Here is a 16,613-nt window from a genome sequence, read left to right on the forward strand (position 1 = left end):
GCGGGCAGCCAGCGCGCCCTGGCGCGCTGGCTCGGCTTGGCCGCGGACGCGGCGCCGCGGGTCTGCGGCACCGTCCAGCTCGAACGCGACGCGGGCCGGTCCGCCGCCATGGCCGATACCCTGGAGGCGCTGGCGTTTCCATCCCGCTGGGTGCGCCAGGTGAGCCGGGACGAGGCCAGCGAGCTGGCCGGCCTGCCGTTGGCGCGGGGCGGCGTGTTTTTCTCGCGAGGCATGCTGGTGCGGCCGGGACGCCTGATCGAGGCCTTGCTGACCCTGCCCGGCGTGACGGTGCTGCCGGGCGCGGTGGCGCGGGTCGAACGGACCGGAGCGGCCTGGAGCGTGCGGGACGAGGCGGGCGAGGAGCTTGCGCAGGCGGAAACGGTCATCCTGGCCAACGCGGTCGGCGCGCAGGGCGTCTTGTCGGCCAGCGGCCTGCTGGACCCGCTGCCGCGCGTGGCGCAGATGCACGCGCTGGCCGGGGAGGTGACGCTGGTGCCGGCGGAGGCCCTGGAGGGCGGGCCGCGCTGCATCGTCGGCGGGGAGGGCTATCTGTTGCCGGACACGGGCGAGGGTTGCGTCGCCGGCAGCACCTACGTGCACGGCGCCAGCGAGGCGCGGATCGGCGCCGAGGGGCAGCGGGTCACCCTGGACAAGGCGGCCGGCCTGCTGGGCCGCCTGCCCGCGGCGTTCGAGGCGCTGGCGCCCGGCAGCCTGCCGGGCTGGGCGGGCTGGCGGGCGGTGCTGCCCGGCCGGCTGCCCGCCGTGGGAGCGTTGCCGCATGCGCCCGGCCTGTGGCTCGCGATCGGGTACGCGTCGCGCGGGCTGTCGTGGTCGGCGCTGATGGGCGACGTGATCGCCGCCCGCTTGGCGGGCGAACCTTCGCCGCTGGAAACGGACTTGGCCAGGCTGGTTTCACCCCGTTGAAAAAAGCCGGGACGGAGAGAGAAAGAGGGTCCCCAGGTGGCGTAGAATGCAGGAATTGCCAGGATTTGGCGCCAAATGGGCCTGAATTGGTGCCAGACCCGGCGTTTCGGCGGCCCCTCGGAGCTCTGCGCCCGTGGGCAATGGCCGGGGGCTTTAGACCCCTTTTATGGATGAGTTGGCCGTCCAAAAGAGGGACCGAGTTTATTTCAAAGCCCAAATCCGTCAAAATAGCGTCTTTTGATGGTTTTTGGCTTAAGCCGGGGGATGCTCTGTGCCGCCCAAGTTCGACTTTGCCCATACTACCCAGCTCGATAACGTCGAGCTGCTGACGTCCCGCCCCAGTCGCATCGATTTCGACGCGGGCGATGGGTTGCACCTGGTAGTCGAGGCGCATGCGCCTGGTGTTTTCCGCCTGCGCTGCGGCGCGGCGAATCACCTTACCGATGACAAGCCCGGCGCGCGTGCGCGCGCCGTGGCGGAAATGCTGCTCGCGCGCCAGGAGGCCGTGGGCGAGGCCGCTATCGCTCCGCGCGATGACGGCGAAGGCTGGCGGATCTCCCAGGGCGACGTCGTCCTGGAGATCCTCTCCAATCCTGTGCGCGTGGCGCTCTATCGCAACGAAGAACGGGTGTTCGAGTCGGAAGTGTCCGCTCACACGCCCGCCTTCGGGCATAACGCGCTGGAACAGGCCGACGACGCGGTCTGGACGGCCGGCTTCACGCTGCAGGCCGACGAACGCGTGTTCGGTCTCGGCGAAACCCCGGGCGATCTGAACCGCCGCGAAGAGTCCGTGGTCTCGGACGACCCCGAGCACCGGGCGTTGCCGCTGGCCTGGAGTCCGCGCGGCTGGGGCGTCTACGTGAACACCATGCGCCGCGTCGAGCATTCGGTCGGCGTCGCGCCCGCGGATTCCGCGTACGTGCTGACCGTGGACGATGCCGTCCTGGACCTGTTCCTTTTCGTCGGCGAACCCGGCGAGATCCTCAATCAGTACACCGCGCTGACCGGCCGCGCGGGCCAGCCGTCGTTGTGGGCGATGGGCGCGTGGCTGCAGCAGGCCGCGGGCCAGATGCCCACCGAGACCGTGGCCCTGGTGGCGCGCATGCGCGAAAACCAGATCCCGGTGGATGCCGTGACGCTGGCGCAGCCGGCGGCATGGGGCTTCCAGGCGGACAAGACGGTATTCGAATGGGACGCCCAGCGCTTCCCGGATGCCAAGCAGATGCTGGCGCTCTTCCACAAGCACAACGTGCATGTCGCGGCGTCCGGCTTCCCTGGCGTGCTGAAGACCAGCCCGCTGTTCGAGGAACTGGAAGACCGCGGCTGGCTGCTTGCCAAGGACGACGGCTCCGCCCAGGTGTTCGACGGCAACGCCGCCACCTCCGGCCAACCGTACGGCCTGCTGGACCTGACCTACCGCGACATCTACAACCTGTGGGTGGAGCGCCATCGCCAGCTGGTGGAAGACGGCCTGGACGCGCCCGCGTGCGACGCCCAGATCGCCATCCCCGACGGCGTGACGGCCCGCAACGGCGAAACCGGCCCCGCGCTGCGCAGCATGTATCCGCTGCTGGTGCGCCGCGCGCTGTTCGATGCGGTCGCCGGCCTCAAGGTGCCGCCCGAGGGCGTGGTGCCCAGCGCCGACCTGTTCCCCGCCGCGCAGCGCCTGCCGTGGCAGGTGGGCCCGCAGGTCGAGAACAGCTGGGAAGGGCTGCGCCATACCCTGCGCACCGCGTTGTCGATCGGCGCCAGCGGCCTGCCCGTGCAGGTGCACGGCATCGGCTCGGCCTCGCGCGACCGCGCCGGCATGACGCCCGAGCTCTACCTGCGCTGGCTCACCGTCGGCGTGTTTTCGTCGAACTTCTCTTTCCAGGGCGTGGATGGCCTGATGCCCTGGGACTTCGGCGAAGAAACCCTGGCGCACGCCAAGACCTGGATGCAATGGCGCTATCGCCTCGTGCCCTATGTGCTGGGCGCCATCGAGGATTCGGCGCGCACCGGCCTGCCGGTGCAGCGTTCCATGGCGATGTCGTTCCCGAACGATCCCCACGCGCACGACTGGGACCTGCAATACCTGCTGGGACCGGCCCTGCTGGTGGCGCCCGTCACGGAACCCGGCAAGCAGGTGCGCGTCTACCTGCCCAAGGGCGAAGCCTGGTGGGACCTGAACACGGGGCACCGCTACGAGGGCGGCACCACCTGGACCATCGACTGCGAACTGGGCCAGTTCCCGGTGTTCGGCCGCGAAGGGCACATGCTCTGTCTCGGGCCGGCCGCGCAGCATACGGGCGAGTTCAACTCGGCCCGCATCCTGGACGAGGTCTGGATGTTCGGCATGCCGGTGCACAACCCGGTCGTCATGCGCAACAAGATCCGCGTGATGCAGATGCAGGGATCCAGCTACATCAAGGGCCTGGAAGGCTTGCGCATCTCGCCGTCCGAGGGGCTGGAAGTCAAGCGCCGCGGCGCGGAAGTCCGCATCTCGCGCGCGCGATAAGAGCGCGATAAGAAACAGGATCCCCCGGTCCAGGCGCCCGCCGCGCGGGCGCGCAGGCGGTCTTGAGGGGGGCAGCCCGGAGAAACAGGTGGGCAGCGGGGAAGGGCTTTCCTTCCCCGCTGCCCATTTCCGCGTTCATGGCTGGCGCCTCGCGGCGAGGCCGGCCGGCGGCAGTTCGGGCTTTTATATTACTTAAAGTTATTAAAAATGGAAAAAACGGTCGTTCTCTTTAGAAGAGAGAAGATACAAAATCGCTTGCCATGATTCACATCGAGAACCTATCAAAGACCTATGCCACGCCGCATGGCCAATTCCAGGCGCTGCGGGGCATCAACCTGCATATCGAGCAGGGCGAGGTCTTCGGCATCATCGGCCCCAGCGGGGCCGGTAAAAGCACGCTGGTCCAGTGCATCAACCTGCTGGAACGCCCCAATGAAGGCACGATCGCCATCGGCGGCCAGCCGCTGACGGGCCTGGGCGAAGCGCAATTGCGCGCCCAGCGCCGCCGCATCGGCATGGTGTTCCAGGGATTCAACCTGCTGTCGCGTCGCACGGTGTACGGCAACGTGGCGCTGCCGCTGGAAATCGCCGGCGTGGACAAGGCCGAGATCCCGGCCCGCGTCGAGCGCCTGCTGGCGCTGGTGGGCCTGGAACACCTGCGCGATCGCTATCCCAGCCAGATCAGCGGCGGCCAGAAGCAACGCGTCGGCATCGCCCGCGCCCTGGCCAACAATCCGGACGTGCTGCTCAGCGATGAAGCCACGTCCGCGCTGGACCCGGAAACCACGCACAACATCCTGGCCCTGCTGCGCGACATCAACCGCAAGACCGGCGTGACCGTGGTCATGATCACGCACCAGATGGAAGTCGTGCGCGAAGTCTGCGACCGCGTCGCCGTGCTGTCGCAGGGCGAAGTCGTGGAACTGGGCAGCACGCGCGAAGTGTTCGCGCAGCCCCGCCACGAAGTGACCCGCGCCATGGTGTCGGCCGCCACCGCGTCCGACCTGACCGACGCCACGCTGGCGGCGGTGAAGCAACGCATCGCCACGCTGGCCGCCGACCGGCCGGGCCAGGCCCTGCGCCTGCTGCGCCTGTCGCTGACCGGCAACGACGCGTCGGGCTCGTTCCTGTCCGACCTGTACAAGCAGTTCTCGCTGGACGTGGACCTGATCCAGGCCCGCGTCGAAGACATCCAGGGCGTGGCCGTGGGCACGATGTTCGTGCTGGCCCAGGGCGCGCCCGCCGCCGTCAAGGAAGCGATCGCCGCCTTGACCGCCCGTGACATTACCGTTGAAGAAATCGCCCATGAGCCCGCAACTGATCGACCTGCTTATTACGTCGCTGCTTGACACCCTCCTGATGGTGGGCGTGGCCAGCGCCATCGCGGTGGTGGTCGGCATTCCGCTGGGCGTGATCCTGACCGTGACGGCCCGCGGCAACATGCTTGAAAACCAGTCCGTGAACCACGTGCTGGGCGCGGTCATCAACGCCACCCGCTCGGTGCCCTTCGTCATCCTGATGGTGGCGATCATCCCGTTCACGCGCTTCGTGGCGCAGACCTCGATCGGCACCACCGCCGCCATCGTGCCCCTGTCGGTCGCCGCCATTCCGTTCATGGCCCGCATCGCCGAGAACGCCATGCGCGAAGTCGATCCGGGGCTGATCACCGCCGCGCGCGCCATGGGCGCGTCGCCCATGCAGATCATTCTCAAGGTGCTGCTGCCCGAATCGCTGCCCGGCCTGGTGGCGGCCACCGTCGTGACGGTCGTCAGCCTGATCGGCTATTCGGCGATGGCCGGCGCCATCGGCGGCGGCGGCCTGGGCGACCTGGCCATCCGCTACGGCTACCAGCGCTTCCAGTCCGACGTGATGGCCGCGGTCGTCATCGTGCTGATCGTGCTGGTCCAGGTCATCCAGAGCCTGGGCGACCGCTACGTGCGCCGCATTTCGCATCGTTGACCGGGCGCGAGCCCCTGCTTTCTTCCCCCACTTCCGTCATTCGGGATACTTGCAACATGAGCATCAAGGTTTTGAAGTCGCTGGCCGCGTTTGCCCTCGGCGCCGCCGTAATCGCCCAGCCCGCGCTGGCCCAGGACAAGCCGCTGAAGATCGGCGTCACCGCCGGCCCGCACGCCCAGATTTTCGACGTGGTGAAGCAGGAAGCCGCCAAGCAGGGCCTGAAGATCGAGGTCATCGAATTCTCCGACTACGTGCAGCCCAACGTGGCGCTGGCCTCGGGCGACCTCGACGCCAACAGCTACCAGCACCAGCCCTACCTGGACAACGCCAACGCCGATCGCGGCTACAAGCTGGTCAGCATCGCCAAGACCGTGATCTTCCCCATCGGCATCTACAGCAAGAAGATCAAGTCCCTGTCGGAACTGAAGGAAGGCGCCCGTTTTGCGCTGCCGAACGACCCGACCAACGGCGGCCGCGCGTTGCTGTTGCTGCAGGCCAACGGCCTGATCAAGCTGCGTCCCGACACCGGCCTGAAGGCCACCCCGATCGACGTGGTCGAGAATCCCAAGAAGCTGCGCTTCATCGAACTGGACGCCGCCCAGCTGCCGCGTTCGCTGGACGACACGGACGCCTCGGCCGTGAACACCAACTTCGCGCTGGAAGCGGGCCTGGATCCGGCCAAGGACGCCATCGCCCAGGAAGCCTCGGATTCGCCGTACGCCAACGTGCTGGTCGTGCGTGAACAGGACAAGGACCGCCCCGAGTTCGCCAAGCTGGTCAGCATCTACCACAGCCCGGCCGTGAAGCAATTCATCGAGACCAAGTACAAGGGCGCCGTGGTGGCCGCCTGGTAAGCGTCCATCGACTACCCGGAACGGCCGCCGCTGGCGGCCGTTTTCATTGGCGGGGAGGGCGCGGGAAGGGGTGATGGCATCCTTTTTTTGACAAACGCCTTCAAGTGCGCCATAATTTCTGGCTTCGGTCGGGCTGATAGCTCAGTCGGTAGAGCAGCGGACTTTTAATCCGTTGGTCGCGAGTTCGAGTCTCGCTCAGCCCACCACCTCCGCCTTTTTTGCGAAGGCGGAAAGAGAATCAAGCACCTGCGAGCGATCGCGGTGCTTTTTTTTCGTCCGTAGGGTCCACGCTTGCGACTTCGCGCAAGGCCTCGGCCAGCAGTTCGGCGGGCCGGGACAGCGAGCGGCCGGCGCGTCGCAGGATGCCGATGTACCGGTAGAGCGGCGGATCATCGATCGAAATGCGCCGCAGGCGGCTCGTGTCTCCGCCGCGCGCCACCAGCTCCGACAGGATGGCCACCCCGAGCCCCTGCGCCGCCATCGCCATGATGGTGGAGTTGTACACGGCCTCATACGCCGCCGGCAGCGAAATCTTGTTCTTGTCGGCCGCGGCTTCGATGTGCATGCGGATGCTGCTTTCCCTTACCGGAAGGATGAGCGGCGGGCCGGCAAGGTCCTTGAGCGTCACCGTGTCTTGCGTCGTCCAGGGATAGTCCGGAGCGACGAACGCGCAGAAGCGGTCCGTCATCAGCTTGTCCCACACCAATTCCTGATCGCGCTTGACCGGGCTGCCGACGCCAAAGTCGACTTCGCCGTTCCGGATCATGTAGGTCAGGCGCGAAGCCACCGTGTCGCGTATGCGGACGGTGATGCCGGGGTATTCGCGATTCAGCCGGTGTATCGCGTGGGGCAGCAGGCCCGCCGCCAGCGAGGGCAGGGCGGCGACGGTCACGGTGCCTCGTTCCGGATCGCTGGCCTCCCGAGCGTGCGTGACCAGGTCTTCGATTTCGGTCACCACGCGCTCGATTCTCGGAAGCAGTTCCAGGCCTTGCGGCGTCAGGTTCACGCTTCGGCGATTGCGATCGAACAGGTGCGTGCGCAAATGCGTTTCGAGCTGCTGGATCTGTATGGTGAGCGCCGATTGCGAGATGTTCAGCTCATACGCGGCGCGCGTGAAGTTTCCCAAGCGGGCAATCGCGAGAAACGCGCGGAGTTGCTTCAGATCCCCCAGCATTGCCGAAACTCCATTCAATACTGCGATAGCTTGAGTTATTAATATTCTTGAAAACTCTATTCGTATATTTGAATTTTACCAATCACAGCCATCTCTGTACATTGATGCTCAGCACTTAACCTGGCCTTTAAACGGGAAAAATAATGAGCAGCGTCAATAAGGTGGTTGTGGTCGGCGGAGGAACAATGGGATGCGCGGTCGCCGCCATGTTCCAGGTGGCGGACTGGAGCGTCCATGTCGTTGAAACGGATGCAACGGCGCGGCTTGCGGTGCCGGGGAAAGTGGATGCCGCGGCGCAGGCGCTCGGCGCCGACGGCGGCGAAGCCCCGCCCGCCGTTCATGGCGCGCTGGCGGACGTCGATTGGGCCGGCGTCGATATCGTCATCGAATGCGTATTCGAAAATCTTGAACTGAAGCAGGCGGTTTTTGCCGAGCTGGAAACCCTGTGTCCGGCGCCGACGCCGTTGACCAGTAATTCGTCGAGTTTCCCGATAAGCCAGATAGGTAAAAACCTGGCGACGCAATGCCGCATGCTCGGCCTGCATTTCTTCATGCCGGCCCACCTGGTGCCTGCCGTCGAAGTGGTTTGCAGCGCGCAATCGGATGCAGCGACCGCCGACCGGGTCAGCGACATCATGCGCGCGGTCGGGAAAAAGCCGATACGCGTCAAGCGCGATATTCCGGGCTTTCTTGCCAACCGGATCCAGCATGCCTTGATGCGCGAGGCGATCGCCCTGGTCGAAGAGGATTTCGCCTCTCCGGAAGACGTGGACGCGGCCGTCCGGTATGGGTTCGGGTTCCGGTATATCGCCGCCGGCCCGCTGCTGCAGAAGGACCTGGCCGGGATCGATATCCACTGCGCCGCCGCGGCGACCATGTATCCCTACCTGCGCACCGACCAGGAGCCCAGCGCCTATATGCGCGAGCTGGTGGCCAACGGGAATATCGGAGTGAAGTCTCCCTCGTTGCGCGGGTTTTACCAATGGACCCCGGAACAAGTGGCGCTCGAAAAGAAGCGCTACGAGACGGCGCTGCTCAAGGCGGCGCGCATTCTCGCGGACGAAGAGGCCAACCACTGATCTCCGCCGACGCAAGGCAAACGCAGCATCCATAAAAAAATACCAAAAAGACCAGCCTGCGACGCAGGCTCCTATCTAGCAAAAGGGGTGGGTTGATGAAGCGAGACAAAAAAACCGGGGAGGCCATATGAGCGAACGCTCTGCCTCCCACATGAAATTCATGGCTTTGCAGCGAACCATGAATACCGTAAACAACGTTGCGGAGAAATGCGCCGGACTGCTGCTGCTAGGCATGATCGTCGCCATTTCGATTTCCGTGCTTGCCCGGCTTCTCTATACCTACACCGGCATTCCGCTGTCCGCGCCGTGGGCGGAGGAAATCGCGCGCTACATGATGGTCGGCAGCGTCTTCATCGGCGGCGCGGTGGCCGCCTATCACCTGCGGCTGATCGGCGTGGACGTATTCATCAGCATGATTCCGGAGCGCACCGCGCGCTGGCTGCGGCTGCTGTCCCATCTCCTGACCCTGGCGCTTGCGCTGCTGCTGGTCTGGAAATCCATCCACTTGATCGAACTCGGAATGCGGCAGTGGTCGCCCGCGCTGGAAATGCCGATGGCCTATGTCTATTCGCTGATGGCGATCGGCTGCCTGCTCATGTGCGCGAACACGCTCACCAATGCGGTCAAGGAACTGCTGAACGTTGAATTGCCGCAGCGGGAATCGGCGGAAATGGAAGAAGCGATGGAAATAAAAAATAGCGTCGAGGGGGCAATATGATCCTGGTTCTCGGTTTATCGTTTTTCCTGATCATGCTGATAGGCGCGCCGATCATGACGGCGCTGGGCCTGTCCGCGGCCATGGCGCTGCAGTCGGGCGACCGGTCGTTGCTGATCGTCGCGCAGATGGCATTCCAGTCCCTGGATTCGTTCAGCCTGATGGCCGTGCCGTTCTTCATCCTGGCGGGCCATCTCATGCAGTCCGGAGGCGTCGCGCGCAGGCTGGTGCAGCTGGCCAACGCCTTCGTCGGCTGGATCCGGGGAGGGCTGGGCGCCGTCGCCGTGTTGACGTCCCTGCTGTTCGCCACGGTATCGGGGTCCTCGTCCGCGACCACCGCGGCCATCGGATCCGTGCTGATCCCCGAAATGGAAAAGAAGGGATATCCCAGATCCTTCGCGGCCTCGATCGCGGCTTCTTCCGGGGAGCTCGGCGCGATCATTCCGCCCTCCATTCCGATGATCGTCTACGCGCTGACGGCCAACGTATCGGTCGGGGCGCTGTTCATCGCGGGGATCCTTCCCGGACTGCTGATCGCCATTTCGCTGATCCTGACGGTGTGCGTGGTCGCCAGCATCATGGGCTTCGACGAAGTTCGCCCGGTGAGCCTGAAGGATTGGGCCAAAGGCGTGCTGGTGGCGTTGCGGGACGCGACGCTGGCCCTGATGATGCCCGTGATCATCCTGGGCGGCATATATGGCGGCCTGTTCACGCCGACCGAGGCCTCCTGCATCGCGGTCCTCTACGGCCTGGCGCTGGGCATGTTCGTCTACAAGGAAATCACGCTCAAGAACCTGCTCGGCATTTTTGGCCGGGCGGCGGTGATGTCCGCGATCATTTTGCTGATCGTGGCCTTCGCCGCCGTGTTCGCGTACCTGTTGACGATCAACCAGGTGCCGCAACGCGTGGCCGCCGCGCTCGGCTCGATGACCACCAGCCCCTTCGTCTTCCTGCTGCTGGTCAACGGCCTGCTGTTCGTGGTCGGCATGTTCATCGAAGCATTGGCGGCGATCCTCATCATCGTGCCGATCCTGGCGCCGATCAGCGTGAGCTTCGGCATCGATCCCATCCATTTCGGCATGATCGTCATCACCAACCTGGCCGTGGGCATGGTGACGCCGCCGGTAGGGGTCAATCTGTTCGTGGTGTGCGAGGTGGCCCAGTTGAAGATGCATCAATTGGCCCGCTACCTGGTCATCTTCCTCGCGGTGCTGGTCGTGGACATCCTGATCATCTCGTACGTTCCCGCCCTCAGCACGGCCTTTCTGTAGATAGCGGCGCCGGGCGGCAGCCCGGCGCCAACCGAACAAACATAAATCCAGAAATAATCCAGGAGACAACAATGAAGGCTTTCAAGAAAATGCTGGGCATCGGAGCCCTGAGCGCGCTGATGTTCTCCGCGCCGACCCATGCGCTGAACATGGACGTGGGGCATACGCTCACCACGGACAGCCCTTTCCACGTCGGCACGCAGAAGTTCGCCGAGATCCTGACAGAGAAATCGAACGGGAAGATCAACGTCACGGTGTTCCCGCACTCGCAATTGGGCGGGGAACTCACCATGATCCAGGGCGCCGTGGCCGGAGCGACCGACCTGTTCGTCACCGGCCAGCCGGCGCTGAACAACGTGGTGAAGGAGTTCCTGGTATTCGATACGCCGTTCCTGTTCGACAGCGTGGAGCAGGCCAACGACATCCTCGCCGGTCCGGTCGGCGACAAGTTCATGGCTATCCTGCCGAAATACGGCATGGTGGGCCTGGGCTGGTTCTCCGCCATCGAGCGCAATGTCTTCGGCAATCGGGCCATCAATTCCGCCGGCGATCTGAAAGGCATGAAGATCCGCGTCATCCAGTCGCCGGGATACGTGGAAAGCTACAAGACGCTGGGCGCGCAAGCCACGCCGATGGCGTACTCCGAGCTGTACCTGGCGCTGCAGCAGAAGGTCATCGATGGCGGCGAGACCACGCCCGACCAGTTCGTGTCCGACAAGTTCATCGAAGTGTCCAAGTACTTCAACATGACGCACATCAATATCCATCCCGCGCTGTTGGTCATGTCCAAGACCCGCTGGGATTCCCTCTCCGAAGATCAGCGCAAGATCGTCAAGGAATCGGCCGACGAAGCGATGGCCTACGCCCGCGACTATTACAAGAAGGTCTATGACGAGGGCATGGAAACCATGAAGAAAAAGGGCGTCGAGATCGTCTATCCGAGCGACCTGGACTCCCTGGTGCAGGCAACCCGGCCGGTGACGAAAAAGCTGATCGGCGACGCGCCCAACGGCCAGGCGCTGTATGACGCCGTGATCGCCGCCAAGGCCACCGCCAAGAAATAATCCCTAGCCCGGCTTCGGGACAGACACAGGAAGACCAATGACTTGCTTCACCAAACCTGAAAACCTGCGGGTGCTGATCACGGGCGCGGCCGGGAACATCGGAAAATGCCTGCGCGACCAGTTGCGCGGCCGCTATGCCCTGCTGCGCCTGGCCGACATCGCCGAGCAGGAGCCCGCCCGCGAGGGCGAGGAAATCTGCGCGATCGACGTGCGGGACATGAGCTCCGTCGAGCGCTGCATGGAAGGCATCGATTGCGTGGTTCATCTCGCCGGGATTCCCGGCGTGGACACCTGGGAGAAGATCCTCCCGATGAACATCGACGGCTGCTACAACGTATTCGAAGCCGCTCGCCGCCAAAACGTGCCGCGCGTCATTTTCGCCAGCTCCAACCATGCCGTGGGCTACCACCGGAGGGAAAAGTTCCTGGACAACACCGTGGAACCCAGGCCCGATTCGCTGTATGGGGTGTCGAAGGTATTCGGCGAGGCCCTGGGCCGGATGTACGCCGACAAGTACGGCATGTCGGTCGCGTGCCTGCGGATCGGGACGTTCCGCACGCCGGACCATCCGAGCGAGGCCCGGCAGTTGCTGACCTGGATCAGCCACAAGGACATGGCGGAGTTGACGCGTTGCTGCATCGAGCACGAGTCGTACCATTTCGCCGTGGCCTATGGGGTGTCGAACAACCTGCGCAACCGCTGGGACAATTCCAACGTGAAGTTCCTGGGTTACCAGCCGCAGGACGACTCCGAGGTCTTCGCGGCGGAGATCCTGGCCAGGAACATTCCCGAGGACCCGATCGCCGCGCAGTTCCACGGCGGCTTCTATTGCCCCCTGGAATTCGTCGGCACGACCGACAGGATTTCCTGAGGCTTTCGTGTCACGATCTACGCCATCCATGAATCAGCAGTTGCCACGGGGAAACCATGTACGCCGCTCCGCCAGCCATTGAAGCCCAAGTCTTTGCCCGCCTGCCCGACGCCTTCAGGAAGCCGGAAGGCACGTCCGAGTGGCATCGCTACCAGCCGGGCAACCAGCCGCCGCATTCCCTGCTGGAGGGGCCGTCCTTCGATGCCCAGGGGCGTTTGTATTGCGTGGACGTGCCCTGGGGCCGGGTGTTCCGGGTCGACGAACAAGGCCGCTTCGCGCTGATCGCCGACTACGACGGGGAGCCCAACGGCCTCAAGATCCATCGGGACGGCCGCATTTTCATCGCGGATTACGCCCGCGGCATCGTCCAGCTCGATCCGGACACGGGCGAGGTCACGCCCGTCCTGGAGCGCGTCCACCTGGAGCGCCTTAAGGCGGTGAACGACCTGGTGTTCGCGTCCAACGGCGATCTGTATTTCACCGACCAGGGCCTGACGGGTTGGCACGACCAGACGGGCCGCGTCTTCCGGCGCCGGGCGGACGGCCGCGTCGACTGCCTGCTGGACAACATCCCCAGCCCCAACGGCCTGGTGCTGGATCCGAGCGAGTCCGTTCTCTACGTGGCGGTAACGCGGGCGAATGCCATTTGGCGCGTTCCGCTGACGCGCGACGGCCACGTGACCAAGGTCGGCACCTTCATCCAGATGTCCGGCGGCGGCGGGCCCGATGGCTTGGCCATCGACGAGGAGGGCAACCTGGCGGTCGCGCACGTCGGCCTGGGCGCGGTCTGGCTGTTCAGCAACCGCGGCGAACCGATGTTGCGCGTCAATTCCCCGCTGGGGGCATTGACCACCAATGTCGCGTTCGGCGGGCCGGACCGCAAGACGCTTTACATCACCGAGTCCGAGTCGGGGTCCATCCTGAAGGCGCCGATGCCGGTGCCCGGCCGCGTCATGTATTCGGGCGTCTGACCGGCGCCGGCTTCGCCTTGCGGGCGGCGTTCTTGCCGCCCGCCGGCGCCTCTTGCGGCGCGTGCAGCTGAAGCATCCGCACCAGGTGGTCGATAAAGCCGCGGACCACCTTGGCGGGCACGTGCCGGGTGTTCGGGTACAGGGCCGCCATGGTGTAGGGGCGCTGCCGCAGCTCCAGGGGAAGGGCGACGAGCAGCCCCTTGCGTATCGGTTCGTCCACCAGGAAGGCCGGCAGGGAGGCGATGCCCAGCCCCGCGATGGCCATGTCGCGGATGGCTTCGCCATTGTTGGCCAGGATCCGTGAGCGCATCGCCACGGTGACCGGCTCGCCTTGCGGGCCCTCGAATTGCCAGAATCGCCTGGCGTGCACCAGCGCGTAATCGATCGCGTCATGTTCGGCCAGATCGGCCACGCGGGTGGGCAGGCCGCGGCGCTGCGCGTAATCGGGGCTGCAGCAGATCAGGCGTTCGCATTCGCCCAGCGTGCGCGTCTTCAGGGACGAATCCTCGAAGTGCCCGATCCGGACGGCCACGTCATAGCCGCCCTGGGCGAGCGAGACGGGGCGGTCGTCGTAGTCGACCGCGATCTCCAGGCCGGGATGCTGCCGGCCGAAATCGGCGATGACCGGGCCCAGGTACAGGATGCCGAACGACATGGGCGTGGAGATGCGCAGGCGGCCGCGCAGCGTATCGCCCTTGGTCGGCAGCATGTCTTCCACGGCTTCGTGGAGTTCGCCCAGCAAGGGGGCGATGCGGTCGTACAGGGCCTCGCCGGCCTCGGTGGGTTCCAGCCTGCCGGGCAGCCGCTGGAACAACTGCAGCCCCAGGGCCAGTTCGAAATCGCGGATCCGCTTGCTGATCACCGATTTGGTCAGCGTGAGGTGCTTCGCCGCGCCCGTGACCCCTCCGCAGCGAACCACCTGCACGAAGGTTTCCATGTCGTCGTATCGCCACTGCATGGTTGTTTCTACGGCTCATCGGCGTTCGTGCGAACAAGGCCGGTAGTGTACTGCCGGGGGGCGATGGCCGCAGGGCCCCGCAGGCCGCGTCCCGGGCCGTTCTGTAGGGACGAATCCGGCGTTCGGCCGAAGGAAACCCATATTGCCCCGCGGCGCGGCCGGACTGCACTACTCTTGGGTGCAGTTCAACATTTTCCTGGAGAAACTCATGGCCAAGCCCTACGTGAAACTCGACAAGACCCAGGCCGCGGTGCTGCTGGTCGACCATCAGACCGGCCTGCTATCGCTGGTGCGGGACTTCCAGCCCGACCAGTTCAAGAACAATGTCCTGGCCCTGGCCGACCTGGCCGAATACTTCAAGCTGCCCACCATCCTGACCACCAGTTTCGAAGACGGCCCCAACGGCCCGCTGGTGCAGGAACTGAAAGACAAATTTCCCAAGGCGCCCTACATCGCCCGTCCCGGCAACATCAATGCCTGGGACAACGAAGACTTCGTCAAGGCCGTCAAGGCCACGGGCAAGAAGCAGCTGATCATCGCGGGCGTGGTCACGGAAGTGTGCGTGGCCTTCCCGGCGCTGTCGGCGCTGGAGGAAGGCTTCGACGTGTTCGTCGTCACCGACGCATCGGGCACCTTCAACGAAGTGACCCGCGACGCGGCATGGCGCCGCATGGAGCAGGCCGGCGCGCAACTGATGAGCTGGTTCGGCGTGGCCTGCGAACTGCACCGCGACTGGCGCAACGACATCGAAGGCCTGGGCACGCTGTTCGCCAACCACATCCCGGACTACCGCAACCTGATGGCCTCGTACTCGACGGTCAAGGCCAGTAAGTAAGGCCGGGGCCGGCGGCGCCGCGCCGGCCTCTCAGGAGGCCAGCCTGCGCGCCGGCAGGGCGGACAGCTCGTGCAGGCTCAGCCCGCAGCTGCGGGCGCGCTCGGACAGGGATTCGCTGTGGGCCAGGGCGCGCTGGCTTTCTTCCAGCAGCACGTCCAGCTGCTCTTCCAGGGTGGCCGCCATGACCCAGGCGCGTTCGGCGAACAGGGCGGAGAAGTTGTCGACGCAGCCCTTGCAGATGGCCGCGCCGTTTTTTTCGAGCAGCGGCGCGCCCTGGGCGAGCGTCGATCGGCAGAAGATACAAGCGAGGGCGAGGTTCATGCGTCTGGCGGCTCATTCACGGGTTGGCGGGAACGCGGACGCCGCGAATGCCGGTGCCCTGTCTAGGACAACGGCGCGGCGCGCGAACTCTTAAGCCGGCCCGGTCGACTATGCCGCCCGGCGGGGCGGAACCGCGGTCGTTCAATCGACGACGAAGCCGCCCGGCCCGGACTGCCCCAGCAGTTCCCGGGCGCACTGCGTCGCCTGCCCGGCGGTCGCCACCGCCAGGAACGGCATGCCGAAGGCGCGGGCCATTTTTTCGCCGCGCTTGCGCAGCTTGTCCAGCGCTTCGGCGTCGCTTTCCACGGCGATGAAGGCCCGGCAGCGGGCTTTCAGGCGCGGCATATTGGCGGTCTGCCACTCGATCATGGCCTTGCGGTCGGCCTGGCCGGCCTCCTGGCGCATGTCGGGCACCACCATGACGAAGGTCTGGGGGTTATCCACCAGCATTTCCATTTCGCGTATCCAGGTGGCCGAATAGCCGTCGGGCGCGCCGCCGTGCCTGGCCGTGACGATGGGAAACTGGGATAGGTCGTGGAAGAAAAATTGTTCGCGGTTCATTCGAATTCTCCGTGAGGGGAAGTGGGCGCGTCCAGGTGGCATCCGCAGCCGCCATAGAGCACCAGGCTGTAGGAGTCCAGCAGGAAGCCGCTCTGTTTCGCGATCTTCCTGACCAATTGCGCCATGGCGGGGTCGCTGGATTCCAGGATCCGCCCGCAATGCGTGCAGACCAGGTGGTCGTGATGTCCTTTGTCGTTGAGTTCGTACACGTTGGTATGCGTGTCGAGCTGAGTTCGTTTGAGCAGGCCGACGCCTTCTAGTTGCGTAATGACGCGATAGACGGTGGCCAGGCCGATACTGCTGTGGTCCGAAATGAGGTTGCGGTAAACGTCCGCCGCGCTCATGTGCAGGCCGGCGTGCTGGTAGAAGATGTCCAGGATCTTCATCCGCGGGAAAGTGGCCTTGATGCCGGCAAGGCGCAGCCGTGAGTGATCCATGAGGTTGCTCCGTCAGGGGGGCTGATGTCCTGGGGCCCGTGGGGGCGCCCTTCGGTATGAACCGGTCTTGGTGAGAATGATGTACATTTTCAAAAAGCCCCGCTCGCCGGAAACCGTCAACC

At 65.0% G+C, this 16,613-nt stretch carries 17 protein-coding genes and 1 tRNA gene; 13 read left to right on the forward strand and 5 right to left on the reverse strand.

The window, feature by feature from the left end; all coding sequences use genetic code 11:
- From ADE01S_RS19500 to ADE01S_RS19525, 6 genes are all read left to right on the forward strand, one after another.
- The coding region (locus tag ADE01S_RS19500; RefSeq protein ID WP_122984343.1) for an FAD-dependent oxidoreductase at positions 1 to 924 on the forward strand (924 nt) is incomplete at its 5' end.
- Between the two features lie 271 nt (positions 925 to 1,195).
- Positions 1,196 to 3,421, forward strand: a complete 2,226-nt coding sequence (locus tag ADE01S_RS19505) for a glycoside hydrolase family 31 protein (protein WP_062683386.1) — start codon at positions 1,196 to 1,198, stop codon at positions 3,419 to 3,421.
- A gap of 260 nt (positions 3,422 to 3,681) precedes the next feature.
- On the forward strand, positions 3,682 to 4,770 hold the full coding sequence (locus ADE01S_RS19510; RefSeq protein ID WP_062683387.1) for a methionine ABC transporter ATP-binding protein: 1,089 nt from the start codon (positions 3,682 to 3,684) through the stop codon (positions 4,768 to 4,770).
- Entirely contained in the window at positions 4,727 to 5,380 is a 654-nt protein-coding gene (locus tag ADE01S_RS19515) for a methionine ABC transporter permease (RefSeq protein ID WP_062683388.1), read from the forward strand. Before ADE01S_RS19510 ends, ADE01S_RS19515 begins: the two co-directional genes overlap by 44 nt.
- Positions 5,381 to 5,436: 56 nt before the next feature.
- Entirely contained in the window at positions 5,437 to 6,234 is a 798-nt protein-coding gene (locus tag ADE01S_RS19520) for a MetQ/NlpA family ABC transporter substrate-binding protein (protein ID WP_062683389.1), read from the forward strand.
- A 130-nt stretch (positions 6,235 to 6,364) separates the two neighbouring features.
- Positions 6,365 to 6,440 (forward strand) — tRNA-Lys (locus ADE01S_RS19525).
- Positions 6,441 to 6,472: 32 nt separating this feature from the next.
- On the opposite strand, the gene ADE01S_RS19530 is transcribed toward ADE01S_RS19525, so the two are convergent.
- Complete coding sequence (locus tag ADE01S_RS19530; RefSeq protein WP_062683390.1) at positions 6,473 to 7,408, reverse strand: LysR family transcriptional regulator; 936 nt, start codon at positions 7,406 to 7,408, stop codon at positions 6,473 to 6,475.
- Between the two features lie 143 nt (positions 7,409 to 7,551).
- Between ADE01S_RS19530 and ADE01S_RS19535 the strand changes: the two genes are divergently transcribed.
- The 6 genes from ADE01S_RS19535 (at position 7,552) to ADE01S_RS19560 (ending at position 13,379) form a co-directional block, all read left to right on the forward strand.
- Positions 7,552 to 8,487, forward strand: a complete 936-nt coding sequence (locus ADE01S_RS19535; protein ID WP_062683391.1) for a 3-hydroxyacyl-CoA dehydrogenase family protein — start codon at positions 7,552 to 7,554, stop codon at positions 8,485 to 8,487.
- A gap of 178 nt (positions 8,488 to 8,665) precedes the next feature.
- Positions 8,666 to 9,205 carry a TRAP transporter small permease gene (locus ADE01S_RS19540; RefSeq protein ID WP_228468134.1) on the forward strand — a complete coding sequence of 180 codons (540 nt, stop codon included), beginning with the start codon at positions 8,666 to 8,668 and terminating at the stop codon, positions 9,203 to 9,205.
- Positions 9,202 to 10,473 (forward strand): TRAP transporter large permease, encoded by a 1,272-nt coding sequence (locus ADE01S_RS19545; RefSeq protein ID WP_062683393.1) that lies wholly within the window; start codon positions 9,202 to 9,204, stop codon positions 10,471 to 10,473. Before ADE01S_RS19540 ends, ADE01S_RS19545 begins: the two co-directional genes overlap by 4 nt.
- Positions 10,474 to 10,544: 71 nt before the next feature.
- Positions 10,545 to 11,537, forward strand: a complete 993-nt coding sequence (locus ADE01S_RS19550; RefSeq protein ID WP_062683394.1) for a TRAP transporter substrate-binding protein — start codon at positions 10,545 to 10,547, stop codon at positions 11,535 to 11,537.
- A gap of 37 nt (positions 11,538 to 11,574) precedes the next feature.
- The gene (locus tag ADE01S_RS19555; RefSeq protein ID WP_062683395.1) at positions 11,575 to 12,408 is read left to right on the forward strand and encodes an NAD-dependent epimerase/dehydratase family protein; all 834 of its coding nucleotides are present in this window, start codon (positions 11,575 to 11,577) and stop codon (positions 12,406 to 12,408) included.
- A gap of 56 nt (positions 12,409 to 12,464) precedes the next feature.
- Positions 12,465 to 13,379: an SMP-30/gluconolactonase/LRE family protein gene (locus ADE01S_RS19560; RefSeq protein WP_062683396.1), complete on the forward strand. Its 915-nt coding sequence runs from the start codon at positions 12,465 to 12,467 to the stop codon at positions 13,377 to 13,379.
- On the opposite strand, the gene ADE01S_RS19565 is transcribed toward ADE01S_RS19560, so the two are convergent.
- The gene (locus ADE01S_RS19565) at positions 13,360 to 14,337 is read right to left on the reverse strand and encodes a LysR family transcriptional regulator (protein ID WP_062683397.1); all 978 of its coding nucleotides are present in this window, start codon (positions 14,335 to 14,337) and stop codon (positions 13,360 to 13,362) included. The two genes, ADE01S_RS19560 and ADE01S_RS19565, sit on opposite strands and share 20 nt — an antisense overlap.
- A 208-nt stretch (positions 14,338 to 14,545) precedes the next feature.
- On the opposite strand from ADE01S_RS19565, the gene ycaC reads away from it, so the two are divergent.
- On the forward strand, positions 14,546 to 15,172 hold the full coding sequence (gene ycaC, locus ADE01S_RS19570) for an isochorismate family cysteine hydrolase YcaC (protein ID WP_062683470.1): 627 nt from the start codon (positions 14,546 to 14,548) through the stop codon (positions 15,170 to 15,172).
- Positions 15,173 to 15,202: 30 nt separating this feature from the next.
- Here the strand turns inward: ycaC and ADE01S_RS19575 are convergent, their stop codons facing one another.
- From ADE01S_RS19575 to ADE01S_RS19585, 3 genes are all read right to left on the reverse strand, one after another.
- Complete coding sequence (locus tag ADE01S_RS19575; RefSeq protein ID WP_062683398.1) at positions 15,203 to 15,493, reverse strand: ClpX C4-type zinc finger protein; 291 nt, start codon at positions 15,491 to 15,493, stop codon at positions 15,203 to 15,205.
- A gap of 141 nt (positions 15,494 to 15,634) precedes the next feature.
- Entirely contained in the window at positions 15,635 to 16,054 is a 420-nt protein-coding gene (locus ADE01S_RS19580) for a hypothetical protein (RefSeq protein WP_062683399.1), read from the reverse strand.
- Entirely contained in the window at positions 16,051 to 16,491 is a 441-nt protein-coding gene (locus ADE01S_RS19585; protein WP_062683400.1) for a ferric uptake regulation protein, read from the reverse strand. Before ADE01S_RS19585 ends, ADE01S_RS19580 begins: the two co-directional genes overlap by 4 nt.
- Positions 16,492 to 16,613: the final 122 nt, after the last annotated feature.

The sequence above is a fragment of the Achromobacter denitrificans NBRC 15125 genome (assembly GCF_001571365.1).
In the GTDB taxonomy this organism is placed as follows: Bacteria; Pseudomonadota; Gammaproteobacteria; order Burkholderiales; family Burkholderiaceae_B; genus Achromobacter; species Achromobacter denitrificans.

Excerpts from the sequence above, each read along its gene's own strand:
- ADE01S_RS19510 (WP_062683387.1), top strand. The coding sequence starts at position 3,682 with ATGATTCACATCGAGAACCTATCAAAGACCTATGCCACGCCGCATGGC.
- ADE01S_RS19515 (WP_062683388.1), top strand. The coding sequence starts at position 4,727 with ATGAGCCCGCAACTGATCGACCTGCTTATTACGTCGCTGCTTGACACC.
- ADE01S_RS19520 (WP_062683389.1), top strand. The coding sequence starts at position 5,437 with ATGAGCATCAAGGTTTTGAAGTCGCTGGCCGCGTTTGCCCTCGGCGCC.
- ADE01S_RS19530 (WP_062683390.1), bottom strand. The coding sequence starts at position 7,408 with ATGCTGGGGGATCTGAAGCAACTCCGCGCGTTTCTCGCGATTGCCCGC.
- ADE01S_RS19535 (WP_062683391.1), top strand. The coding sequence starts at position 7,552 with ATGAGCAGCGTCAATAAGGTGGTTGTGGTCGGCGGAGGAACAATGGGA.
- ADE01S_RS19540 (WP_228468134.1), top strand. The coding sequence starts at position 8,666 with ATGAATACCGTAAACAACGTTGCGGAGAAATGCGCCGGACTGCTGCTG.
- ADE01S_RS19545 (WP_062683393.1), top strand. The coding sequence starts at position 9,202 with ATGATCCTGGTTCTCGGTTTATCGTTTTTCCTGATCATGCTGATAGGC.
- ADE01S_RS19550 (WP_062683394.1), top strand. The coding sequence starts at position 10,545 with ATGAAGGCTTTCAAGAAAATGCTGGGCATCGGAGCCCTGAGCGCGCTG.
- ADE01S_RS19555 (WP_062683395.1), top strand. The coding sequence starts at position 11,575 with ATGACTTGCTTCACCAAACCTGAAAACCTGCGGGTGCTGATCACGGGC.
- ADE01S_RS19560 (WP_062683396.1), top strand. The coding sequence starts at position 12,465 with ATGTACGCCGCTCCGCCAGCCATTGAAGCCCAAGTCTTTGCCCGCCTG.
- ADE01S_RS19565 (WP_062683397.1), bottom strand. The coding sequence starts at position 14,337 with ATGCAGTGGCGATACGACGACATGGAAACCTTCGTGCAGGTGGTTCGC.
- ycaC (WP_062683470.1), top strand. The coding sequence starts at position 14,546 with ATGGCCAAGCCCTACGTGAAACTCGACAAGACCCAGGCCGCGGTGCTG.
- ADE01S_RS19575 (WP_062683398.1), bottom strand. The coding sequence starts at position 15,493 with ATGAACCTCGCCCTCGCTTGTATCTTCTGCCGATCGACGCTCGCCCAG.
- ADE01S_RS19580 (WP_062683399.1), bottom strand. The coding sequence starts at position 16,054 with ATGAACCGCGAACAATTTTTCTTCCACGACCTATCCCAGTTTCCCATC.
- ADE01S_RS19585 (WP_062683400.1), bottom strand. The coding sequence starts at position 16,491 with ATGGATCACTCACGGCTGCGCCTTGCCGGCATCAAGGCCACTTTCCCG.